At 71.9% G+C, this 22,840-nt stretch carries 19 protein-coding genes; all 19 read left to right on the top strand.

The annotated features are described in order from the left end of the window. Window positions 1-18 precede the first annotated feature (18 nt). The 19 genes from ABD987_RS32610 (at window position 19) to ABD987_RS32520 (ending at window position 22,832) form a co-directional block, all read left to right on the top strand. A complete protein-coding gene (locus ABD987_RS32610; protein ID WP_345402891.1) occupies window positions 19-462 on the top strand; it encodes a phage tail protein in 444 nt (147 codons plus the stop codon). Continuing rightward, window positions 459-623 carry a hypothetical protein gene (locus ABD987_RS32605; RefSeq protein WP_345402888.1) on the top strand — a complete coding sequence of 55 codons (165 nt, stop codon included), beginning with the start codon at window positions 459-461 and terminating at the stop codon, window positions 621-623. Before ABD987_RS32610 ends, ABD987_RS32605 begins: the two co-directional genes overlap by 4 nt. Beyond that, window positions 620-2,215 (top strand): phage tail sheath family protein, encoded by a 1,596-nt coding sequence (locus ABD987_RS32600; RefSeq protein ID WP_345402886.1) that lies wholly within the window; start codon window positions 620-622, stop codon window positions 2,213-2,215. Before ABD987_RS32605 ends, ABD987_RS32600 begins: the two co-directional genes overlap by 4 nt. Beyond that, window positions 2,212-2,628, top strand: a complete 417-nt coding sequence (locus tag ABD987_RS32595) for a phage tail protein (RefSeq protein ID WP_345402883.1) — start codon at window positions 2,212-2,214, stop codon at window positions 2,626-2,628. Before ABD987_RS32600 ends, ABD987_RS32595 begins: the two co-directional genes overlap by 4 nt. Before the next feature lie 6 nt (window positions 2,629-2,634). Next, entirely contained in the window at window positions 2,635-2,832 is a 198-nt protein-coding gene (locus ABD987_RS32590; protein ID WP_345402881.1) for a hypothetical protein, read from the top strand. Window positions 2,833-2,843: 11 nt separating this feature from the next. Continuing rightward, window positions 2,844-3,515, top strand: coding sequence for a CIS tube protein (locus ABD987_RS32585; RefSeq protein WP_345402878.1), 672 nt, complete (start codon window positions 2,844-2,846; stop codon window positions 3,513-3,515). Next, the gene (locus tag ABD987_RS32580; protein WP_345402875.1) at window positions 3,512-4,603 is read left to right on the top strand and encodes a phage late control D family protein; all 1,092 of its coding nucleotides are present in this window, start codon (window positions 3,512-3,514) and stop codon (window positions 4,601-4,603) included. Before ABD987_RS32585 ends, ABD987_RS32580 begins: the two co-directional genes overlap by 4 nt. A 249-nt stretch (window positions 4,604-4,852) precedes the next feature. After that, the gene (locus ABD987_RS32575; protein ID WP_345402873.1) at window positions 4,853-5,428 is read left to right on the top strand and encodes a phage baseplate assembly protein V; all 576 of its coding nucleotides are present in this window, start codon (window positions 4,853-4,855) and stop codon (window positions 5,426-5,428) included. A gap of 8 nt (window positions 5,429-5,436) precedes the next feature. Continuing rightward, window positions 5,437-5,826 carry a PAAR domain-containing protein gene (locus tag ABD987_RS32570; protein ID WP_345402870.1) on the top strand — a complete coding sequence of 130 codons (390 nt, stop codon included), beginning with the start codon at window positions 5,437-5,439 and terminating at the stop codon, window positions 5,824-5,826. Between the two features lie 2 nt (window positions 5,827-5,828). Beyond that, on the top strand, window positions 5,829-6,233 hold the full coding sequence (locus ABD987_RS32565) for a GPW/gp25 family protein (protein WP_345402868.1): 405 nt from the start codon (window positions 5,829-5,831) through the stop codon (window positions 6,231-6,233). Between the two features lies 1 nt (window position 6,234). Continuing rightward, the gene (locus tag ABD987_RS32560) at window positions 6,235-8,172 is read left to right on the top strand and encodes a putative baseplate assembly protein (RefSeq protein WP_345402865.1); all 1,938 of its coding nucleotides are present in this window, start codon (window positions 6,235-6,237) and stop codon (window positions 8,170-8,172) included. A gap of 2 nt (window positions 8,173-8,174) precedes the next feature. Beyond that, window positions 8,175-10,181, top strand: a complete 2,007-nt coding sequence (locus tag ABD987_RS32555) for a phage tail protein (protein ID WP_345402862.1) — start codon at window positions 8,175-8,177, stop codon at window positions 10,179-10,181. A gap of 17 nt (window positions 10,182-10,198) precedes the next feature. Further along, on the top strand, window positions 10,199-11,425 hold the full coding sequence (locus tag ABD987_RS32550) for a hypothetical protein (RefSeq protein ID WP_345402859.1): 1,227 nt from the start codon (window positions 10,199-10,201) through the stop codon (window positions 11,423-11,425). A gap of 76 nt (window positions 11,426-11,501) precedes the next feature. Beyond that, window positions 11,502-12,806, top strand: coding sequence for a hypothetical protein (locus ABD987_RS32545; RefSeq protein ID WP_345402856.1), 1,305 nt, complete (start codon window positions 11,502-11,504; stop codon window positions 12,804-12,806). Next, a complete protein-coding gene (locus ABD987_RS32540; protein ID WP_345402854.1) occupies window positions 12,803-14,119 on the top strand; it encodes a hypothetical protein in 1,317 nt (438 codons plus the stop codon). The genes ABD987_RS32545 and ABD987_RS32540 overlap by 4 nt, the downstream gene beginning before the upstream one ends. Window positions 14,120-14,136: 17 nt before the next feature. Further along, a complete protein-coding gene (locus ABD987_RS32535; protein ID WP_345402851.1) occupies window positions 14,137-15,393 on the top strand; it encodes a hypothetical protein in 1,257 nt (418 codons plus the stop codon). Continuing rightward, on the top strand, window positions 15,390-17,036 hold the full coding sequence (locus ABD987_RS32530) for a hypothetical protein (protein ID WP_345402848.1): 1,647 nt from the start codon (window positions 15,390-15,392) through the stop codon (window positions 17,034-17,036). Before ABD987_RS32535 ends, ABD987_RS32530 begins: the two co-directional genes overlap by 4 nt. After that, on the top strand, window positions 17,033-19,123 hold the full coding sequence (locus ABD987_RS32525) for an AAA family ATPase (protein WP_345402845.1): 2,091 nt from the start codon (window positions 17,033-17,035) through the stop codon (window positions 19,121-19,123). The genes ABD987_RS32530 and ABD987_RS32525 overlap by 4 nt, the downstream gene beginning before the upstream one ends. Next, window positions 19,116-22,832, top strand: coding sequence for an eCIS core domain-containing protein (locus ABD987_RS32520; RefSeq protein ID WP_345402843.1), 3,717 nt, complete (start codon window positions 19,116-19,118; stop codon window positions 22,830-22,832). Before ABD987_RS32525 ends, ABD987_RS32520 begins: the two co-directional genes overlap by 8 nt. Window positions 22,833-22,840: the final 8 nt, after the last annotated feature.

Below are 22,840 nucleotides of genomic sequence, written 5' to 3'. Positions count from 1 at the left end.
TCCCAAGGAGGAACCGCCATGGCCGAGCCCGCCCGGCGGAACGACCCGTTTCCCGCGTTCAACTTCACCCTGGAGCTGCCGATCGGGGTGGCCGGCTTCTCGGAGATCACCGGCGCCAACGCCGAACAGGACCTGATCGAATACCGCGAGGGCGCCGACCCCGTCAACTACGTGAGCAAGATCCCCGGACTCAACAAGTTCGGCGACATCACGCTCAAACGCGGCTACACCGACAACAAGGCGCTGTGGCAGTGGCGCGCGCAGCTGATCGACGGCCAGGTGACCCGCTACGACGGTGCCATCCACCTGCGTGACGAGACCCGCAACGTCGTGCTCACCTGGAAGTTCGAGCACGCGCTGCCGAAGAAGCTGTCCGCGCCCGCGTTCAACGCCAAGACGAACGAGGTCGCGATCGAGGAACTGGTGCTGGCCGTCGAGCACATGCGGCTGGACACCGCATGAGCGACGCCTGCGAGCGAATCAAGGACATCATGCGCCCCAAGGGATTCGACACTGTCTCGCGGAGCGAGGCGATCGCCGTGAGCGACGCTTGCGAGCGAACCATGGACATCATGCGTCTCAAGGGATTCGACACTGTCTCGCGGAGCGAGGCGACCGCATGACCACGCCGGTGGCGAGGGCGGCCCCGCTCGGCGCGTACCGGACCCCCGGCGTACGGCTGGAATGGCTCGACGCGGCGCCCCAGGCCAGGAGCCTGGTGCGGACCGACATCGCCGGGTTCGCCGGGATCGCCCAGCGCGGCGTGCTGGGCCGGGCGGTGCGGGTGGACAGCTGGGAAGGCTTCCGCGGCGTCTTCGGCGAACACCGGCCCGAGGCCTATCTCGCCTACGCCGTCGAAGGCTTCTTCGCCGGTGGCGGGGACCGGTGCTGGGTCGCCAGGGTCGCCGACCCGGCAACGGCGGCCCCGGCAGCGGTGACCCTGCCCGGCGCGTCCGGACCGGCCGCGCTGGTGCTCACCGCGAGCAGCCCCGGGACGTGGGGCGCGCGGGTCGGCTACCGGATCGACCCGGTGCCCGGCGGCCGGTTCACCCTCACCCTGCGGCTCGACGAGGTGACCGAGGTCTGGCGCAACCTCGGCCCCGAGCGCCCGCCGAAGGAGCTGCTCGGCGATCCGGACACCGGGTCCCGGCTGGTCACCGTGGCGGAGTACCACGGCCCGCCCTCGGCGGGCCAGGGATTCCTGACCGGTGGCGCCGAGGGGCTGGAGACGCTGACCGGCGGGCACTTCTCCACCGCGCTGTCCACTTTGGACGTGGTGGAGGAGATCGCGCTGGTCGCCGTCCCGGACCTGTGGACCCGGCCGGTCCCGGTGAGCGGGCGGCCCCGGCCGCGCAGGCCGCACTGCGAGGTCCTCACCGGACCGGCGCCGTCCGTGCCACCGGTGCCGCCCGCCGCACGGGCGACACTGAGCGAGCCGGAGGTCACCGAGCTGCAGCGGGAAATGCTGGCCCGCTGCGAAAAGCTCGGCGATCGGGTGGCACTGCTCGAAACCCCGCCGGGCGCCACCCCGGCGCGCGCACTGGAGTGGCGGAAGGCGTTCGACTCGCCGTTCGGCGCGCTCTACCACCCGTGGGTGCTGGTGGTGGACCCGCTCTCGGCCGACGACGACGTCACCGCGGTGCCGCCCGCCGGGCACCTCGCGGGGGTGTGCGCGCACACGGATCTCACCGTGGGCGTGCACGAACCGCCCGCCAACGCGGTCGTGCCGCTCGCCGTCGACACGGTGTCCACTGTGGACGAGGTGACCCACGGCGATCTCAACGATCTTTCGGTGAACGCGATCCGGCCGGTGCGGGGCGTCCGCGTGCTCGGCGACCGGACGCTGAGCCGGGACCTGCCGGAATGGCGTTATCTCAACGTGCGGCGGCTCGTCTCGGCGATCGAGGAAACGCTGGTCGCCGAAACGGCGTGGACGGTGTTCGAGCCGAACGCCACCCCGTTGTGGCGCGAGGTGGACCGGGTCGTGCGCGGGGTGCTGGAGCGGGCCTGGGAACGCGGGATGCTCAGCGGCGCCACCCGGGAGCAGGCCTACACGGTGACCTGCGACGCGACCGTGAACCCGCCCGTCGACCTCGCGGCGGGGAAGCTCGTCTGCGAGATCGGGTTGAACCCGCCCCCGCCCGCCGAGTTCGTGGTCGTCCGCGTGATCCGCACCCCGGCCGGGGTGACGGTGGCCGAAGGAGGGATCCCGTGACCGAGGTGCTCGTGGCGTTCCGGTTCGTCGTCCGCGTCGACGACCTGGTGCTGGGCGGGTTCACCGAATGCGGCGGCCTGCAGCTGGAGACCGAGGTCCAGGACTACCCGGAGGGTGGCCAGAACACCTACGTGCACAAGCTGCCCGGCCGGGTCAAGCAGACCAACATCCGGCTCAAACGCGGACTGGCCGGGCGGGCGCTGTGGGAGTGGTACGCCCGCGTCGTCGACGGGGAACTGGTGCGCCGCAACGGGTCCGTCCAGCTGACCGACGGCACCGGCGCGGTCGAGACGGAGTGGCAGTTCAGCCGCGCCTACCCGGTCAAGTGGCAGGGGCCTGACCTCAACGCCACGCAGAACCAGGTCGCGGCCGAGACGATCGAGCTGGCCTACGAAGGCCTTCGGAAGAGGTGAGCGGCGATGCCGATCCAGATCGACAACCTCAGCAGCCGGGTGCACGTGGCCACCGGCGACCTGCCCTTCACCGACGAGCAGCTGGACCGGCTCGCCGAGCTCGTCCGCGCGCGGCTGGCGCGTCAGGAACGCGACGCGCGCGAGAGCGACGAGGCCACCCGGCTGCGCCGCAGCGTGGCGCCCGCCGATCCGGTACGGGACTGAGGGCGGCCGCGATGGGCATGACCGTGACGAAGATCCGCTTCGACATCCTCGACGGGAAGCCGTCGAGCTTCGAGGCGCAGTTCAACCCGACCGACTACAGCCGCACCAAGGCCGCGCAGATCGCCGAGATCGGCGTCCCCGGCATCGACTCGCCGATCCTCCAGTTCGTGCGGGGCCAGAACGAGCGGCTGACCCTCGACCTGCTCTTCGACAGCACCGACCAGGGCGGGCTCGGCGTCCGCGCGGTTCCGGTGACGACGCTGACCGACAAGGTCTACCGGCTGGTGAAGATCCGGTCGGACACGCACGCGCCGCCGAAGTTCCGGGTCAGCTGGGGCACCGGGATGTCCTTCGTCGCGATCGCCGAACAGGTGCAGCAGAAGTTCACCCTGTTCAGCCCGGCGGGAATCCCGTTGCGGGCCACGGTTTCGCTGTCCCTGCGCGAGTACAAGACCCTGGAGGAACAGCTGAAGGAGCTGAACCTCCAGTCGCCCGACCACACGAAGTCCCGGGTGGTGGTGCGCGGCCAGACGCTGTCGGACGTCGCGGCCGCCGAGTACGGCGACCCCGGCGCGTGGCGCGTCATCGCCGCGGCCAACCCGGCGGTCACCGACCCACGCCGTCCGAAGCCCGGCACGGCATTGGTGATCCCGGTGCTGGACCCGAAGGGAGCCCGCACGTGAGCACCCCCACCACCGCGGCCCAGCCGATCGCGCGGGGACAGGACTTCTACGTCCCCGCCTTCGAGATCCGCCCGCCGGGACGGCCGCTGCCCAAGGACGTCCTGCACGACGTGATCTCGGTGAACTACAGCGACGACCTGACCCAGATCGACAAGTTCGAGATCGTCGTCAACAACTGGGACGCGCGGACGCGGACGTTCAAGTACAGCAACGGGAACACCTTCCTGCCGGGGCAGAAGCTCGAGCTGTGGATGGGCTACCGGGGCAAGGACCCGTTGCGGCGCGTCGCCACCGGGGAAATCACCTCGTTGCGGCCGAGCTTCCCGGCGGCGGGCCAGCCGACGCTGACCGTCAGCGCGCTGAACGTGCTGCACCGTTTCCGTACCAAACAGGTCACCGAAAAGTACGAGAACAAGACCGACAGCCAGATCGCGAAGCTCATCGGCAAGCGGCTGGGCGTCAAGGTGCACACCCAGCCGCTGGCCGAGCAGGCCTATCCGTATCTGGTGCAGGACAACCAGTACGACATCGTGTTCCTGTTCGAGCGCGCGCACCGGATCGGCTACGACCTGTGGGTCGAGGAGGACCAGTCCGGTGAGCCGACGCTGCACTTCGAGCCGTCGGACAACCTGCGGAAGGTCACCTACGAACTGGTGTGGGGCCGGTCGCTGGTGGAGTTCCAGCCGACGCTGACCACCGCGCGCCAGGTCGGCAGCGTGACCGTGCGGGCGTGGGATCGCCGCCGCAAGAAGATGATCACCGCGACCGCGAAGCGGAAGTCGTTGGGCTCCAAAGACGACGAGGGGGTCTCCCAGGCCTTCAACGAGCGTGAAGACATCACCAGCGTCGTCGTCGCCGACCAGGCCGAGGCCGACCGGATCGCCCGCGACCGGCTGCGCGACATCGCACACGAGATGATCAAGGCCAGCGGGTCCACCGTCGGCCTGCCCGATCTGCGCGCCGGCCGGATGATCCGGGTCGGCGGGCTGGGAACGCGGTTCGACGGCGGCTACTTCCTCACCGGCACCCGGCACAGCTTCTCCGACGCCGGGTACGTGACCTCTTTCGACTGCCGAAAGGAGGGGTGAGGATGGTAAGGTCCACAAAGGACACAGCGACGCCGCACGCACCGAACATCCCGTCCACGGTTTCAACCCTGGATCCGCCGCTCGGATCCCCGAGGCGTAACTCGCGTGACCAGAGGCGTGCTTCACGTGACCAGAGGCGTAACTCGCGTGACCAGAGACGGACCGCCGCCAATCACGCGAGTGACGTGCTCAATCACGCGAGTTACGTCCCGCTTCCGCCACGGCGGTTCGGGCCGAGGGGAGTCTGAGATGGCTTCGGAACGGGGAAACCTGCTCGTCGGCGAGGTCGCCGACCTGGCCGATCCCGACCACCTCGGCCGGGTCAGGGTGAAGTTCCCGGAACTCGGCGGCGTCCTGAGCGACTGGGCGCCGCTGGTCACCCTGATGGCGGGCCCGAAGCGGGGCACGCTGTTCCGGCCCGAGCCCGGCGACGAGGTGCTGGTCGGGTTCCTGCAGGGCGACATGCGCGCGCCGTACGTGCTGGGCGGGGTGTGGAACAAGCCGGAACCGCCGCCGCCCGACGACGGCGACCAGGCGAAGAACAACTGGCGGTCGATCACCTCGCGCAGCGGGCACGTGCTGCGGTTCGACGACACCGGCGGGGCCGAGAAGATCGAGATCATCGACTCCGCCGGGCAGCGCCGGGTGGTACTGGACAAGCGGAAGATCACCGTGTCGGCCGACACCGGCGACGTCGAGGTCTCCGCGCCCAGTGGCTCGATCACCTTGTCCGCCAAGGACATCACCGTGCATGCGACCGGCTCGCTGGCGCTGAACGGCGACACCGGCGTGAAGGTCGCGGGCCTGACCGTGGACATCAACTAGGGGAGCACATGGGCCAGCCAGCCGCGAAACAGGGCGACCTGATCACCGCGCTCGACCTGCATCTGATCCAGCCGCCGAGCCCGTCGCCACCGGCGCCGGTGCCGCACCCGTTCAGCGGGATCATCGACGCCGGGGTGTCCGCGAACGTCCGGATCGAGGGCCGTTTCGCCGCCACCGTGGGCAGCACCGCGACGAACACCCCGCCGCACCTCCCGCAGGGCGGGACGTTCGTGAAGCCGCCGAGCAACCGGGGACAGATCACCCTCGGCAGCCTGACCGTGCGGATCAACGGGAAGCCCGCCGCGCGCGCCGGGGACACCGCGCTCACCTGCAACGATCCCGTCGATCTCCCGGTGGGGACGGTCGTCGCGGTTTCGACTGTCCGGATCGGAGGATGACCATGACGGCTCCCGGGTTTCTGGGCCGTGGCCCGGCCTTCCCGATCAAGCCAGGACCTTCGGGGTCGCTGCCGATGGCCGAGGGCGAGGAGAAGGTGCGGCAGAGCATCTGGCTGATCCTGGCCACCGCGCCGGGGGAGCGGCGGATGCGGCCGGACTTCGGCTGCGGCATCCACGACCTGGTGTTCCAGGCCAACACCACCGCGCTGCACGGCGCGGTCACCGATCGGGTGCGCTCGGCGCTGCTCGCGTGGGAGCCGCGGATCGAGGTGCTGGACGTCGTCGTCGAGGCGCCGGCGGGCCGGCCGAACACGCTGCTGATCCGGATCTCCTACCGGATCCGCGCGAACAACTCCGTCTACAACCTGGTCTACCCGTTCTATCTCACCGAAGGAGCCGGAGGCTGATATGGCGCTCGAGGTGCCCAATCTGGACAACCGGACCTTCGACCAGCTGGTCGCCGAGGCGAAACGCCGGATCGCCCGGTACACCCCGGAGTGGACGGACTTCAACGCGAGCGATCCGGGGATCACCCTGGTCGAGCTGTTCGCCTGGCTGACCGAGATCACGTTGTTCCAGCTCAACCAGGTGCCGGAGCTGACCTACGTCAAGTTCCTCGACCTGCTGGGGCTCGCCCAGGCCCCGGCCGCGCCCGCGGTCGCCGAGCTGACCTTCACCGCGACCAACGGAGCGGGCCCGGTGCTGGTGCCCGCGCGCACGCAGGTGTCGGCGACCGGCGCGGACGGGGATCCGCTGGTGTTCGAGACCGACCAGGGGCTCGCGCTCGTGCCGTACCCGCTCGGTGACGTGGTGGTGGACGACGGCGCGGTGTTCACTCCGGTGACCGAGGCGAACGACACCGACGGGGTCTCGTTCCATCCGCTGGGCTGGATTCCCCAGCCGGGCAACGCGGTGTACCTCGGGTTCAAGCCGCCGGAAACGCCAGGGCCCGCGCAGTTCCCACCGGAACTGCGGATGCGGGTGACGCTGCCCGCCGCCGCGTCGGCCGGGGCGCCGCAGCGGGCGGGCGCGCGGGTGCGGCCGCCCGACCCGCCGGTACGGCTGGTGTGGGAGTACCTGCCGAGGGCGGGCGCGAGCTGGCGACGGCTGAACACCTACGCCGACGACTCGGGCGCCTTCACCCGCGAGGGGTACCTGACCATCGCCGGGCCCGCCGCCGACATCACCGCCGTGGCCGACGTCGCCGACGTCGCGGAGAAGCGGTACTGGCTGCGGGTGCGGGTCGCGAGCGGTGTCTACCCGGCCGGGCACGAACCGGAGATCGACGGGCTGACCCCGAACACCACCACCGCGCGCAACCTCGCGACGGTGACCGACGAACTGCTCGGCGTCTCCGACGGCAGTCCGAACGCGACAGTCCACACCCGACGGACGCCGGTCGCCTCGCTGACGCTGGAGGTGCGCGGGGACGAGACACACCGGTGGAAGCGGGTCCCCGACTTCCTGGCCGCCGGACCGGACGACCTGGCCTACACCCTCGACGAGGACAGCGGCACGGTCACCTTCGGCGACGGTGTCCGCGGTCTGATTCCGCCCGCCGACGCGGAGATCGTCGCGGTCGAATACCGCTACGGCGGCGGCTCGGCGGGGAACGTGCCCGCCGGCGCGGTCAACGCCCCGCTGTCGGCGCGGCCCGGCGTCGATACCGTGACCAACAAGCGGCCCGCGGCGGGCGGGACCACGCGGCAGTCGCTGGCGGAGCTCAAACGCGAGGCACCCGACCTGCTGCGGCACCAGAACCGCGCCGTGACCGCGCGGGACTACGCCGATCTCGCCCGGCGCGTCGGCGGCGTGGCCGACGCGATCGCGCTGCCGGTGACCCATCCCGACCATCCCGGGGTGGAGGTCGCGGGCGCGGTGACCGTGGTGATCGTCGCCGACAGCGACGATCCCGAACCGGCGCCCAGCGGGGAGCTGATCGCGGCGGTGTGCCGGGATCTGGAGGAGGTCCGCCTGCTCGCGACCGAGTTGTACGTGAGCGGTCCGGCGTTCGTCCCGATCACCGTGCACGCCTCGCTGACCGCGGCCCCCTACGCGGCGGCCGACGCCGTCGCGCTGGCCGCCGAAACGGCGATCAAGGCGTTTCTCGGCCCCCTGCACCGGCAGCCCGACGGCAGCCGGACCGCGCGGTTCGAGAGCCGGTTCCAGCCGACCGGGCTCTACGGCGCCCTGCTGGCGGTGCCCGGCGTGGTCGCGGTGACCGCGCTGGACCTCGTCGTCGACGGCCGTCCGGTCGACGATCCGCGACAGCCGGTGCCGCTCCCGCCGGGCGGGCTGCCGGTCAACGGCGCCCACCGGGTCGACGTGCGTTCGGAGGTGAGCTGATCGTGGCGAAACACTGGCTGCTCGACGCCCGGACCGGATGGTGCACCGGGACGGCCGAGGACGTCGCCGTCGGCGCCCGGCTGACCCTGGCCGCCGTGCCGTCCGGGCCGCTCGGCTTCGCCGCGGCCGACGGGAGCCTCGGCGGCCTGCGGCTGCCGACCGGGATCGCCCTGTCCCGCAAGGGAGTCTGCTACCTGCTCGACCCGGCGGGCGCGATCGTGCGACGATTCGACGGAAAGCGGTTCGTGCCGGTGCTCTCCGCGCGCCCGCCGGAGGACAGCTCCGCGTTCGGCTCGGTGGCGAACCTCGCGATCGCCGGTGACCTGCTGTACCTGGCCGACCGGCGGGACGGGCGCGTGCTCGCCTTCGGCGTGCCGGACCTGCGCCTGCGGCACGTCTGGGCGGGCTACCACGACCTGGCCGACGTCACCTCGGACGGCGAGGCCGCCTACTTCCTCGACCGGCACGAGTCGCGGGTCTGGCGGCACCGGCCCGGCCGCGACCACCCGGAACTCGTGGTCCGCGACGTCGTCCGAAGTGGACGGATGAGCGCGGTCGCCGTCGACACCGCCGGGCTGGTCCATCTCTACGACCCGGCCTACGAACGGCTCCGTGGCTACAGCCGCTTCGGTCGTCCGTCCACTGAGTACAGTGATCCGGGCGAAGTGCGGGACCGGTTCAGGACCGTGCCGATCCGGGTGCTCCAGGGCGTTTTCGTACTGCCGGACGGCCAGGCGTTCGACCGCTCCGGCCACCCGAGGGAAAAGCCGCGCGCGAGCCGTGGCCCGGCGCCGTACGTGCGGGCCGGGCAGTGGACGAGCACCGTGCTCGACAGCCGGGTCTACCACTGCGTCTGGGACCGGATCGAACTCGACGTCGCCGACCTGCCCGCGGGCACCGCGCTCGCGCTGGACACGGCGACCTTCGACGAGCCGCCCACCGAAGAGTCCGATGTGGACTGGACAACCGCGGGACGTCAGGCGGGGACCGAACACGCGCCCGGCGTGGCGGCGTCGCGGACACTGGACTGGCCGGTACGCAGCCCACAGGGCCGGTATCTCGCACTGCGGCTGCGGCTTTCCGGGCCGGGGCGCGCCACCCCGGCGGTGACGGGGGTCCGCGCGCGGTACCCGCGCGAATCGGCGCTGGAGTTCCTGCCGTCGATCTTTGCCGCGGACGCCGAGGGGAAGGACTTCCTGGAACGTTTCCTCGGCGTGTTCCAGGCGGAATGGGACCACCTCGCGGCCCGCGTCGCCGAGCTGCCCGCCTACGCCGATCCGGACGCCGTGCCCGCCGGGGCGCCGCTCGAGTTCCTGGCGGGCTGGCTGGGCATCCCGCTGGACGAGCGCTGGGATGTCGAAGCACAACGCCGATGGCTGCGCGCGAGCCTGGCCGTCCTGCGTCGCCGTGGGACACCGAAAGCCGTACGGGAACTGCTCGCCGCGCTGGCGGCGAACCTCTCCGGCGTGGAACCGCGGCCGGACGGGTTGCCCCGGCTGGTGGAGGGGTTCCGTACCAGGAACCGCCAGTCCGTCGGCGGGCCGCGGTGGGGGGAGGTGGACGCGCGGGCGCCGCTGTGGAGCCCGGACGTCGTCGGGCGGCTGCGCACCCCGTCCTACGCGCGGGTCGGCAAGGCGAAGCTGGTGTCCACTTCGGACCCTTCACACGACGTGTTCACCAGCAGCGCCAACAGCTTCCGCGTGTACCTCCCGTCGTCCTGGGTCCGCACCGCGGAGGACGAACGGGTGGTGCGGCGCCTGCTCGCCGCGGAACGCCCGGCCACCACGCGCTACCAGTTGTGCCTGGTCGAACCGAGGCTGCGGGTGGCCACCCAGTCCACCGTTGGCCTGGACACCGTCGTCGGGGGCGTACCCGTGGCACGGCTGGCCTGCCCGCACGAGGAAACCGTCCCGCCCAGCCGCCCGCCGAGGCACCGCCTCGGCATGGACACCGTGCTGGCCGCCCGGCCCCGGCCACGGGCCGTCACGGTGATCAGGCCGTCGGAATGAAAGTCGAGGAGTCACCGATGTCAGCGAGGTCAGAGCGACCGGCACCGCACGGCCCCGTGGTCGTGGAGCGGAACCGGTACTTCACCGGGAAGTTCATGGCGGCGAGGGATTTCGCCGCCGACACCGAGTACCTGCTCAACCGGCACCGGTTGCACAACCGGCTGCTGCACGGCTGGGGGATCGTGTGCGGGCTGGACGTGCGCCCGCATCCACGGCCGGAGTGCGCGCGGGACTGGGTGGTGGTCACCGCCGGGTTCGCGATCGATTGCCGTGGCAGGGAGCTGGTGCTCACCCGGGACACCGCGTTCCGGCTGCCGCTGCCGCCCGGCCCGGACGGCGAGCCGCCGGCCGAGGACTGCCCGCCGCGGCCCGATCCCTTCCTGCTGTGCGCCGAATACCACCAGGAGAAGATCGAGCCGGTCCCGGCGCTGTACGCCGAGGGCACCTGCGACCCGCACCACACGGAGTTCAACCGCTACCGCGAAGGGGTGTGTCTCGTCGTCTCCGACGTCACCCCCGGCTGCTGGCCCGGTGAGGGCTGCGGGTGCGACGACGAGCCCGACGACCACGACTGCGGCTGCGGCCACGAACCGGAGGGCTGCGACTGCGGGGGCTCGTGCTTCGAACCGCACTGCCCGTGCGGTGACCTCGTGCCGCTGGCCCGGATCGTCCCGTACGAGGGCGGCGGTTACCGGATCGACCTCGACGGCCGCCGGGTCCTGCCCCCGCCGCCGGCGATGCTGACGCACGTCACCGGGATCAACTGGCCGCACGGCGGCAAGCTGAGCCTGCACGATCTGCGGCACCACAAGCACGGCGAACTGCGCATCTGCTTCGACCGGCCACTGCGCGAATACGACGAAGACTGCGGAAACGCGCGCGGGGTCAACCCGTTCACCTTCGTGGTCCAGTACAGCGGGCCGAACGAGGCACTGGAGTTCGTGCCGTATCCGGAGGACTGCCCGCCGCGGCTGGAGGACGACGGCCGCACCGCGGTGTTCACCATCGACCCGGACTACCTGAGCGGCCGCGGACGTCGCGGCCTGCACGACGTGGTCGTGTACGTGTCGCTGCGCTGCGACTTCATCCCCGACTGCCGCGGCATCCCGGTCGATGGCAACCACCTGCGCGGCCTGCTGCCCTCGGGCGACGGTGTCCAAGGTGGACTGTTCGAGAGCTGGTTCGAGGTGCGCGGCGGGCACAGTGACCGTGCTGACCGTGAAGAGGAGAGGGAGGAGTCATGAGCGACGCTTGCGAGCGAATCATGGATGTCATGCGCCAAAAGGGATTCCACACTGTCTCGCGGAGCGAGGCGATCGCATGAGCGACGCTTCGACCGGAACCGGCTGCGGGTGCGGCTGCGGCGGGAAGAAGACGTGCGAACTGGCGTCGCCGGCCCGGCCGAGGTTCTTCTGCGGCCAGCTGCTGACCGACCAGGACCTGTCCGAGCTCGCCGGCTGGGTCCGCGACAAGCGCGCGCTGGCGCGGTTCCGCGAGGGCTGGGGCGTGCTGTGCGGCCTCGACGTCCGCGCGGATCCGCGGGTGCCCGGCGGGATCCTCGTGCGCTCCGGGTACGCGGTCAGCTCCTGCGGTGAGGACATCGTGCTGCCGGAACAGGTCGCGTTCGACCTGACCGCGAGCTGCCCGCCGCCGGTGCCCTGCGGCAGCACCGGCGAACAGGAACCGCCCGGGGACTGCGTGCTCGACCTCGGCGTGGCCTACGCCGAGGTCGGCGGCGACCCGGTCCTCGCGCTCGGCCGCTCGGTCTGCGGGGAGACCGGCGAGTGCGAGAACAGCCGCATCGTCGAGTCCTTCCGGTTCGTCGCGACGCGGGCGGTGGACGGCGCCGAGCCGGAACGGCCGGACTGGCGCCGCTGGCGCGAGGGCTACGCCGAGGCCGCGTGCCTGCTGGAGAAGGCACGCACCGACGGCGTCGCCGGGGACGGCGTCACGCCGGAGGCGCGGCTCGCCTGGCTCCGGGAAGCGGTCCGTACCCGCCCGCCCGCGCACTTCGGGTTCGTGGTCGACCTGCTCGACGCGGAGCAGGTGACCGGCCCTCGGTTCGTCTGGCTGCTGTACTGGCTGGTGCAGGACAGCGTGCTGGCCTTCCTCGGTGACGGCTGTCCCGGTGGCTGCGCGGGGGAGGCGGTGTCGCTGGCCCGCGTCTGGTTGCACCGCACCAGGACCGCGGACGGGCGCTGGCAGTGGATCGTCCGGGCGATCGACCCCGGCACGCTGTACCGGCGGCCGTTCGGCCCCGCGGACTGGCCCGCCCCGCGCGGCAAGGTCAACTTCGCGCGCCTGCTGTGGCACCAGCCGGAGGAGGCCTGCTTCGAGGTCCGGAAACTGGGCCTGACGATCGCGGCGCCGCCGCAGGAATGGCGGATCCCGGGGACGCTGGGCGAACTGGACTGGATGCTCGGCAAGCCGCCGGTGTACTGCTGCGACAAGCAGGTCACCCTCCGGTACGTCACCATGCCGCCCGAGGCGCCGCCGACCGGCGTCCGGGTGGTCGGCTTCCGCGCCGACCCGCCCGCCCCGGCCGGTGACGGCGAAGCACCGGGGTTGCTGGGCGGCGAAGCACCGGGGCCGCCGCCGAACAGTGAAGGGACCGGGACCTCATGACGGATCGGCCACGGTACCGGGAGGGCCAGCGCCTCGACGTCGGCGTGCTGGAGTCCGAACAGGACTGGCTCGTCGAGGGGCGCCGCCGCCACGACCTCGTCGCGCACGGGCCCGGCATCGCGCACGGCCTCGGCCTGACCACCGCCGCCACCGGGGTGTTCGTCGCGCCGGGGGTGGCGGTGGACGAGGCGGGCCGGACCCTGGTGGTGCCCGCGCCGATCCGGGTGCCGTGGAAGGACGTGCCCACCGGCGCGTACGCGCTGGATCTGTGGCTGAGCTACGAGGAGACGACCACCGGGGACCGGACCGAGGAGGGCGTCTGTGTCCGGATCCAGCGGGTCATGCCGGGCGTCGCCGCCTCGTCTCCCGCGGATTCCCTGATCGCGCTGGGCAGGCTCGTGCACCACGCCGGGATGCCGCCGTACGTGCCGATCGAGGTCCCGCTGTCCTGTCCGGACGCCGAGGCGGCCTCGGTCGCCGCGCCGTCGGGGGCGGCCCTGCGGCTGGGCGAGGACCCGGTGTTCGCGGTGGACGCGCCCGGCCCGGTGCGGCGGCTCGCGGTCACCGGGGACGCGACCGAGGTGACCGGGACGTTGTCGGCCGCCTCGGGCCGGATCGGGGGCCCGATCCGGTTCGGCAGGGCGGCGCCCGCGCCGAAGGAAGCGAGGCCATGGCGCTGGTACCGCGTCGCGGGGGAGGGCCTGCGGGTCGAGCTGGCCGCGCCCGCGCGCACCGAGGTGCCGGAGTGGTACCGGTTCGCGGTGCTGACCTGCCGGGGCGGCACGCCGCTGGCGGTCGACGCCGGGGGCACCACCACCGTGGAGGGCGACCTCGAGGTGAAGGGCACGCTGGTGCGCACCGCCCCGGCGGGCGATCCCGACGATCCGCGGGTGCGCGAACAGCTGCTCGGCACCTGGGTGGACGCGGTGGACGTGGCCAGCAGGGCGGTCGACGCGCGGTTCAGCGGGCCGTCGGTCGACCCGGACACGATCTCGGTGACGCTCACTCCCGGCACGTACGACGGCACCACGCTGCCCTACCGCGTCGTGGTGAAGAACACGAGTTCCCTGCTGGTCACGAGCCTTTCGGTGGTCCTGGCCTCCACTGTGGACGGTGGTACCGCCGTCCACGACGTGACCGACGGCCTCGCGCTCGGGCCCGGAACGACGCACCAGCTCGACAAGTCCGTGTCGCCGGTGCGGGCGTCGGGGAAGGTGCACGTCACGGCCGCCGCGCTCGGCCTGCTGCCCGGACGACGGCTCGCCTACGCCGGCGGGGTCCTGGACTACCAGGCCCCGCCGCCCATCCACTGAACTTTCGGAGGTGCGAAGTGGACGCCGACCGGATCGTCCGGGTGCGGTACTTCGACGGCCAGTACCTGCGCCCGCGGGACTTCACCGACGAGCAGGACTACCACGTCGCGATGCGGCGCAGGCACAACCTCGCCGGGCACAGCTGGGGCATCGCCGCCGGGCTCGCGGTGACCGCGTCCGGCGGGCCGCCGGTGGTCGAACCGGGCCTGGCCGTCGACGGCTACGGACGGGAGATCGCCGTGTTGCGGCGGCTGGCGGTCCCACCGCTGCCCGCCCCGCCGCCCGGCGGGCAGGTGCCCTACGACGTCTGGCTGTGCTACGACCGCGTCGGGTCCGACCAGGCACCCGACGGCTACACCGCGTGCGGCACCGGCACGGCCTACTACCGCTGGCAGGAGCGGCCGCGGGTACTGCTCACCGAGGCCGACGGGGACCCCGACCCGGCGCGCCCACCGGGCGTGCCCGACGGCGATCTCGGGTTCGGGCCCGAACGCACCGCGCCGGAGGAGGACCATCCGTGGCCGGTGTTCCTGGCGCGGATCTCGCCGGGGCCGGCCCCCGGGAAGTTCATTGTGGACGGTGCGGCCCGCCGCTACGCCGGGGTGGTCGCCGCGTCGGTGGTGCATCCGGCCGGGACGGCGCGCGCCGACCTCACCCCCGACGCCGACACGGTGTTCGCGGTGCGGGACGGCGCGGGCGCGACCCCGTTCGCCATCGACGGCCGCGGCACGCTGAACGCCGGCGGTCATCTCGCCGTCCAGGGCGAGCTGCGGATCAGGACCGGCGCGCTGAACCTGCCGCCCTCGGCGGAGGAGGGCAAGGATCCGTGGCAGATCCGCGCCGTCAAGGACGGTACGAAGCGCGAGATCCAGGTGGTGATCGCGCCGGACGGGGACTCGGCGTTGTCCATCGGGAGGTACTCGCCCGAAGGGAAGTTCGAGCCGAGCCTGACCGTGACCGGGGACGACCAGGTGACCGTGCACGGCACCCTGCACGTCACGGGCAAGCTCATCGCGAAGGACGTGCGGACACAGGCGGCGGACGACGCGGCGAAGTCGCTGGCCACCGGCACGATGCTGAGCGGTATCGCGGGCGCCGCGGGTGTCGCGGCGAAGCTCTACGAACCACAGGGTTCGGCGGGCGAGGCCCTCGCCGGTGTGCTGGCCGCGAACCCGGCGCTGCTGGCGGAGGTGGCCGACCGGTTGCGTGCCGACCACGGGGACGTCGCCGCCGGGCTGGTCCGGAAGCTGAGCGAATCGGAGCAGCGGCCGTGACCGCCGTCCCGGCCCGTATCGGCCTGCTGAGCAGCGAATACGTCGTCCGCGGCACGACGGCCGCCGCACAGGCGTCGCGGCTGGACACGGTGGCCCGGCTGGAGCTGGGCCCGGCGCTGGAGCGCGCGCTGGCCGGCACCTTCGAGGACGACGAGGCCGTCTACGTGCTGCGTGACGTGCACGCCGAACTGGCGTTGCGCGCCGACGCGCCGGACGTCGCGCGGCACTGGGCGGAGGCGCTGGCGGTGGCGATCGTGGAGACCGTCGCCACCGGCGACGGCGCGCGGCTGGTGAAGTTCGACGACGAACCGGCCTTCCTGGCGGCCTATCTGGCCGACCACGTGCGCGGGGAGGCCGCCGGGCACTGGTACTTCGGATCCCTGCGGCAGTTCCACGAGCTGCCGATCGGGGAGGTGCTGCGGGAACTGGCCGCGGACGTCTCCGCGGACCGGGTCTTCGCGGCCCTGCACCGGCAGGGGCGGCTGCGCGAGGTGCTGGCCGCGGTGCCGGTGTCCGTCCTTTCCGGACTGTACGGGGAGCGCGGGGCGGCGGCCGACGATCTCGCCGGGCTGTGGCCGCTGCTGGTCGCCGCCACCCGGATCGCCGGGGCCTGGGGCCTGTGGGCCTCGGCGCCGCTGACCGCGCTGGAGGTGGCCCGGCGGTACCGGCCGCGTCCGGTGCCGGACTGGCGGGATCCGGCCGCGCTCACCGCGATCGTGGTGGACGTCCTGCGGTCACTGGAGGAGATCCGCCGCCCGGCCGGACCGCCGCCCCCGTCGCTGGCCGACGAGTTCGGCTGGCTGGACCCGCGGCACCTGGCGCGGGGACTGACGGGCACGCCGTCCCCACACCGCCGCCCCTCGGACCGGGAGGCCGAGATCCTGGCCGTCGTGCGGGCGGCGGTGGCCGGGCTCGGCCCGCTCCGGGCCGGGCCGGTCGCGCGGATCCTGGTGCGGGGCGCGGTGTTCGCCGGAAATCCGGAATGGACGGGTGATCCGCTGGCCGAGACGGTGCTGGCGAGAGTCCTCGAAGAGTCCACTGTGGATACCGCGGGCGAGGCGGGGTCCCCGGGTTTCGAGGACACCCCGTGTGCCGGTCTGCTGGTGCTCCTGCGCGGGGTCGCCGATCTCGGCCTGCCGGCGATGTTCGCCCGGCTCGGTCTCGGGGACGCGCTGACACCCGCCCTCCTCGCCGTCGGGACCCGGCTGGGCGGGGCCGAACCGGTGGATCCCGCGATCCTCGCGTTCGCCGGGCTCCCGGCCGACGTCGAGCGGGAAACCCGGCGCTGGCAGGCCGTCGAGAGCGAACACGGCGAGGCCGTCGACCGGGAACTGGGCGCGGTCCTGCACGGCCTGAGGATCGGCTCCGTCGCCGGTACGAACCTGACGGAGCGGCTGGCCCGCGCGGTGCTCGCGGCCTGGTCGCGCTGGCTGGGCCGCTGTGCGGGCCTGCCCGAGAAGGACCTGCTCACCCACTTCGTCCGGCGTCCGGGGCGGCTGAGCTGGCCGCCGAGGGAACTGCGGGTCGAACTGGATTCGCGGATCCTGGACGTCGTCCTCCGGCAGGCGGGCTACGACCGGCCGATCGAGTCCGTCCCGTGGCTGGGGGACCGGCGCGTGAGTTTCCGGTTGGGGGACACGTGAACGACGGCTATTCCGACAGCGCCGAGCATCTGGCTGCCGAACTCGCCCGCGCAGACCGGCTGGTGCGGGCCCAGGTGCTGTGGTTCCGGCACGAACTGGGGCGGCTCAAGCCCGCCGACCAGTGGGGCCTGCCGAGCGTCGGCGAGGCCGAGGTCGACGCGTACCTCGCGGCCGAGGGGCCGCCGGAGCCGCCGCCGGAGGTCGTGGCGGAGCTGACCGCGGCGCATGACGAGGCCGAGGAGATCGCCGCCCGTGTCCGCGTCACGACCGTCCCCTTGCGACTGTCTACTTTGGTCGAAAGATGCGGGCTTTCCGGCGCCGAGCGGGACCTCGTGCTGCTGTGCCTGCTGCCCGGGACGGACGGCCGGTACCGGCGGTTGTTCGGTTACCTCGCCGACGACGCGACGGTCACCGGCCCCACCCGCGAGCTGGCCGCGCGGATCGTGCCCGGGCCGTCGCCACTGTCGGCCACCGGTCCGCTCGTCCGGCACCAGCTGATCGTCGACGGTCCCGGCGGCCTGCGGCTGGACCGGCGGATCGCCGGGTTCCTGACCGGCGACGACACGGCGGACGACCGGGTGGCGGACGTGCTCACGGTGGCCTCGCCCGGCCCTTCCCTGGACGAACTGGTCCTGGATCCGGCGATGCGCGCGCGGCTGCGGGAGCTGGCGCGGGCACTGGACGAGCGTGCGTTCGTGCTGCTGCACGGCCCGTACGGGGCGGGGCGCCGGACGCTCGCCGCGGCGTTGTGTCACGAAACGGGGCGTCCGCTGCTCTACGCCCACGTGACCGATCCGTCGCGGGTGGACCTGTGCCGCCGCGAGGCGCTGCTGCGCGGCGCCGCGTTGTGCTGGGTCGACGCGGACCCGGCGCTGGGAGTGGACCGGGCGAACCCGGGGCTGACCTTCGCCACCGCGGAAACGCCGTGGGATCCGGCGGGTCAGGGCACCGGGTCCGGGTTCCTGCGCGTCGACCTGCCCGCGCCGGGGTACGGGCCGCGCCGTGACCTGTGGCTGGCGATGCTGCCGCCGGACGCCGAACTGGACACGCCGCCGCGGAAGGTCCTGGCCGAGCTGTTGGCGAACACGTTCCAGCTGACCGCGGGACAGATCGCCGACGCGATCGGCTCGGCCCGCGGGGCCGCGAAGGTGCGGGCACCCGGGACGGCCGCGCTGTCGCAGGACGACCTGTACGAGGGGTGCCGCCGTCAGGCGGCCCGACGGCTGGTGGCCTTCGCCCGCCGGATCGAGCCGAGGACCGAGCTGGGCTTCGACGACCTGGTGCTGCCCACCGCGAACCGGGTCCAGCTGGACGAGCTGCGCGCGCGTATCACCCTGCGCAGCAAGGTGTTCAGCGAGCTGGGTTTCGACCGGCGGCTCAGCCTCGGCCGCGGCGTCGTCGCGATGTTCACCGGCGGATCGGGCACCGGCAAGACGATGGCCGCGGAACTGCTGGCCCGCGAGCAGGGCGCCGATCTGTACAAAGTGGACCTTTCGGCGGTGGCCAGCAAGTACGTCGGCGAGACCGAAAAGAACCTCGACCGTGTCTTCGCCGACGCGGAGCAGACCAACGCGATGATCTTCTTCGACGAGGCCGACGCGCTGTTCGCCAAGCGGGGCGAGGTCAAGGAGGCCAAGGACCGCTGGGCGAACGTCGAGATGGCGTTCCTGCTGCAACGGGTCGAGGAGTTCAGCGGCGTCGTGGTGCTCGCGTCGAACCTGCGGCAGAACATCGACACCGCGTTCCTGCGCAGGCTGCACGCGATCGTCGACTTCCCGCCGCCCGACGCGCACGCCCGGCTGCGGATCTGGCGCGGGATGTTCCCCGACGCGGTGACCGCGCCCGGCACGGACGAGCTCTCCCGGCTCGCCGAACGGTTCTCGCTGTCGGGCGGCAGCATCAAGAACGTGGTGCTGGACGCCGCGTTCCGCGCGCTGCGCGCCGATCCGGCGGCCACCGCGGTGAGCCTGCGCGAGCTGGTGCTGTCGGTCGGGCGGGAGTACCAGAAGCTCGGGTTGCCGATCACCCCCGGCGGGTTCGGCACGCCGTTCTACGAATGGTTCGGGGAGGAACTGCTTCATGGGTGACGAAAAGACACGCGCGGAGAAGAAGCCCGAACCGGCCCCGCCCGCGCCCGCCACCGCCAAGGCCCCCGCGGCGGAGAAGAAGGACGGCCCCGGGCGCAAGACCGAGCCGAAACCGCCGGGGACGGCTGGTCCGGCGAAGCCCCCGGACGCCTCGGCGCCGGCCAAGCAGCAGGCACAGAACGCGTCGCAACTCCAGCAAAGCGTCGGCAACCAGCAGGCGAACCGGCTGCTGCGCGCGGCCCGCGAACAGGGCGGCAAACCCGCGCTGCCGGTGAGCCACCCGGACGACAAGGCGGAGAAGGAGGCCGAAGCCGTGGCCCGCGAGGTCACCCGGGACGCCCCCGCCCACCCGCGCGATCACCCGGCCCCGGCCCACGGCGACCCGGCCGCGGTGCCCGGCGACCCCCGCCAGGTCACCAGCGATCCGCCCCCGGCCACCCCCGTTATCCACCGTGCCGCCGCCCCCGGCGCCGCGCACCCCGCCGCGCCCGGCGCCGCCCACGCCGTCGCCCCGGCCGTGCCGCCACCGGCCCCCGGCCACGCGCCCGACCAGACCTCCCCGGCCGCGATCCTCGACCACCCCGGCCCCGGCAGCCCGATCCCGCAGCCGACACTGGGCATCCTGGAACGCAAGCTCAACACCGACCTGCGCCACGTCGTGGTCCACCACGACACCCAGGCCGACCTCGCCACCAGGGCACTGGCCGCCCGCGCCGTCACCCGGGGCAACCACATCTGGCTGGCGAGCGACTCCTCGCCGAACGACCTGCACCTGATGGCGCACGAGGTCACCCACGTCCTGCAACACCACGACCACGTCGTCCACCGCGCACCGAAGAGCAAGGCGGCCGCTCCGGCGACCACCGGGCCCACGGGTGGCACGGATGGTGAGAAGCCCGTGGACGAGAAGGCGCTGAACGCCGAAGCCGAGATCAAGTCACCCAACACGCTGGTGCTGAAGAAGCTCCCGGTGCCGTGGTTCAAGGCGAAGCTGATCCAGCCGCGTCTGCCCTCCACGCTTCCGAAGCCGGGGACGAAGCGGACCGACACGCAACGTGATCAATGGGCGAAGGACGTCAAGGCGGGCGGCCTGGTCGCGACCGTGGAGAACTTCGTCAAGAACGACGAAAAGGGGAAGAAGGGCCGGTCTTCCGAGCCCGGCGACCCGCCACTCTACTACTACAAGGTCAATTCCCAGCAGATCGTCTTCGGGACCGTCGAGGACATCGTGCAGACGGTGACGCGTCCGATGTGGACGGTGGAGGGGAAGTCCTCGCGGTTCGACGTCGATCACAAGCTGGACCTGCAGCTCGGCGGTACCGACACCACGCCGAAGGGCAACCTGTGGATGCTCGATTCGTCGGCCAACCAGAGTGTCGGGCCCATGATCGAATCGAGCCTCGCGCACACCAGGGCCGATGTGCTGGCGCGGCTGGAAAAGGTCCTGCGGAACAGGAACCCCAAGGAGGAGTTGCCGAAGAACCTGGCGACGCCGGACAAGGCCGAACCCGTCGAGCTCACCGGTGTCGTCGATTCGAAGCGAGAGCCGTCCGGCAATCCGAAACTCAACTGGGAGGCGGAACAGATCAGCCAGGGGCAGCAGCTGGCCGCGCTGAAGCCCTTCACCGACGCCGACTACAAGAAGTACAACCTGAAAGGCTCGCCGAACAACCTCACGTTCTATCTCGGCGGTGGTGGTGTCCGGCACGTCGAGCTGAAGGCCGCGGGTCTCCCGGAGGTCGCCAAGACCGACCAGCGGTTCCTGTCGCAGACCCCGTTCGAACTGCGGAGGGTGGAGCAGGATCCCAAGGGTGGCGGCAAGCTGATCGGAGCCGCGTTCCGCGAGCACGCGGAGTTCAAGGAGATCCCGAACTTCGAGATCCCGTACGAAAAGCGGGCCGGCATCGAGTACGGCGGACAGCTGAGCCCACGCTCGCTCGGCAGGAAGCTGAAGGCCGAGGCGGTGAAGCTGAGCCCGGTCCAGTTCGACGACGTCGATATCGTCGACGGGGTCGGGCTCGTCGCGCGCGGGACACTCTCGCCCACGATTCCGTTGTTGAAGGGCCTCGATGTCAGCCTGGTCCTCGAAGGCGACCGGGTCGGGCTGGAGCGCACCTTCGTCGCCAGCGAGCTGCCGATACCGAAGCCGTTCAAGGCGTCCGGTGACATCACGGTCTTCGCCGGGCTGGACTCCAAGGGCGCGGGGATCGGCGCGCGGGGAGCGCTCCAGGTCGAACTCGAAAACGTCGCCCACGGCGAGCTGAAGGCCGAGATGAACAAGGACGGCCTGATGGTCGGCGGCAGGATCGACTTCGACAAGAAGCTGTTCGACGCCGACGTCTCGTTCGAGTACGGCAAGGCGAGCGGCGACTACCGGTGGAAGCTGGACGGCCGCCTCGGGCTGGGCAAGGTGCCGGGAGTCAAGTCCGGGAACCTCAACGTGCACTACGAAAACAACGTGTTCGCCGCCGACGGTGACGCGGAGCTTTCGGTGCCCGGCCTGCAGCAGGGGAAACTCGACCTCAAATTCGGCGAGCAGGAGGGGCTCACCATCGGCGGTGCCTTCCAGCTGTCCAAGGACGTCCCGGGTATCGAAGGCGGCGAAGTCGCCGCCACGATCACCCGCACGCCGCCGGACAACGCCTGGCAGCTGTCCGCGCACGGCACCGCCAAGCCGAAGATCCCCGGGGTGGAAGCGAGCCTTGAAGCGTCCTATAAGGACGGTGTCTTCACCGTCGAGGGGGACGCCTCCTACGCACGCGGGATGCTCTCCGGGCACGTGCACATCGGGGTGAGCAACCAGCCACCCGCCGCTCCCGCCGCTCCGGCGGCACCCGGCGCCCCGGCGGCGGCCCCGGTGAAGGCGCCCGCGGGCAAGGGCGACGCCGGTTCGACGCTGAGTGTCTACGGCGGTGGCGAGCTGACGCTGAAGCTCGCGCCGTGGTTGCAGGCCACCGCCGGGGTCAAGTTCGATCCGGCGGGCAACATCCAGCTGGACGGCGAGGTCAAGCTTCCCGACGCCATAGATCTGTTCCCCGCCAAGGAGATCAAGAAGAACATCGTGACGATCGGGCTGGACATCCCGATCGTCGGCATCGCGGTGTTCGGGCAGCGGGTGGGCATCTTCGCCACCATCCAGGGCGGGCTCGACGCCGAGGCCGGGATCGGTCCCGGCCAGTTGCAGAAGCTCGGGCTGAAGGTGCACTACGAGCCGGGCAAGGAGGAGAACACCTCGATCACCGGTGGCGCCGCCCTGCACGTACCCGCGCACGCCGGGCTGCGGCTGTTCGTACGCGGCGCGCTGGGCGCGGGGATTCCGCTGGTCAGCGCGGAGGCCGGGATCGAGGTCGGGGGCAAGCTGGGCCTGGAGGGCGCGTTCGACTCCTCGGTGCAGATCAACTGGACGCCGAAGCAGGGCCTGGTGCTCGACGCCAAGGTCGGGTTGTCCGCGGAGCCCCAGTTCACCTTCGATGTCAACGGCTTCGTCAAGGTCGAGGCGGGTGCGTTCGGGCTCACCGCCACTTTGTACGAGAAGCACTGGAACCTCGCGTCCTTCGCCTACGGCTCCGGGTTGCGCATCGGCGTCCAGGCCCCGGTGCACTACGAGCAGGGCAAGCCGTTCAGCTTCTCGATGGAGGACGTCCAGTTCGAGCTGCCGAAGGTCGACCCCGGCCAGATCGTCAAGGACCTCGTCAAACGCATCGCGTAAGGAGCGGA

The organism is Amycolatopsis samaneae (assembly GCF_039541975.1).
GTDB lineage: Bacteria > Actinomycetota > Actinomycetes > Mycobacteriales > Pseudonocardiaceae > Amycolatopsis > Amycolatopsis samaneae.
Note: the sequence above shows the minus strand (reverse complement) of the source record. Positions and strands in the feature narration are given on the sequence as shown.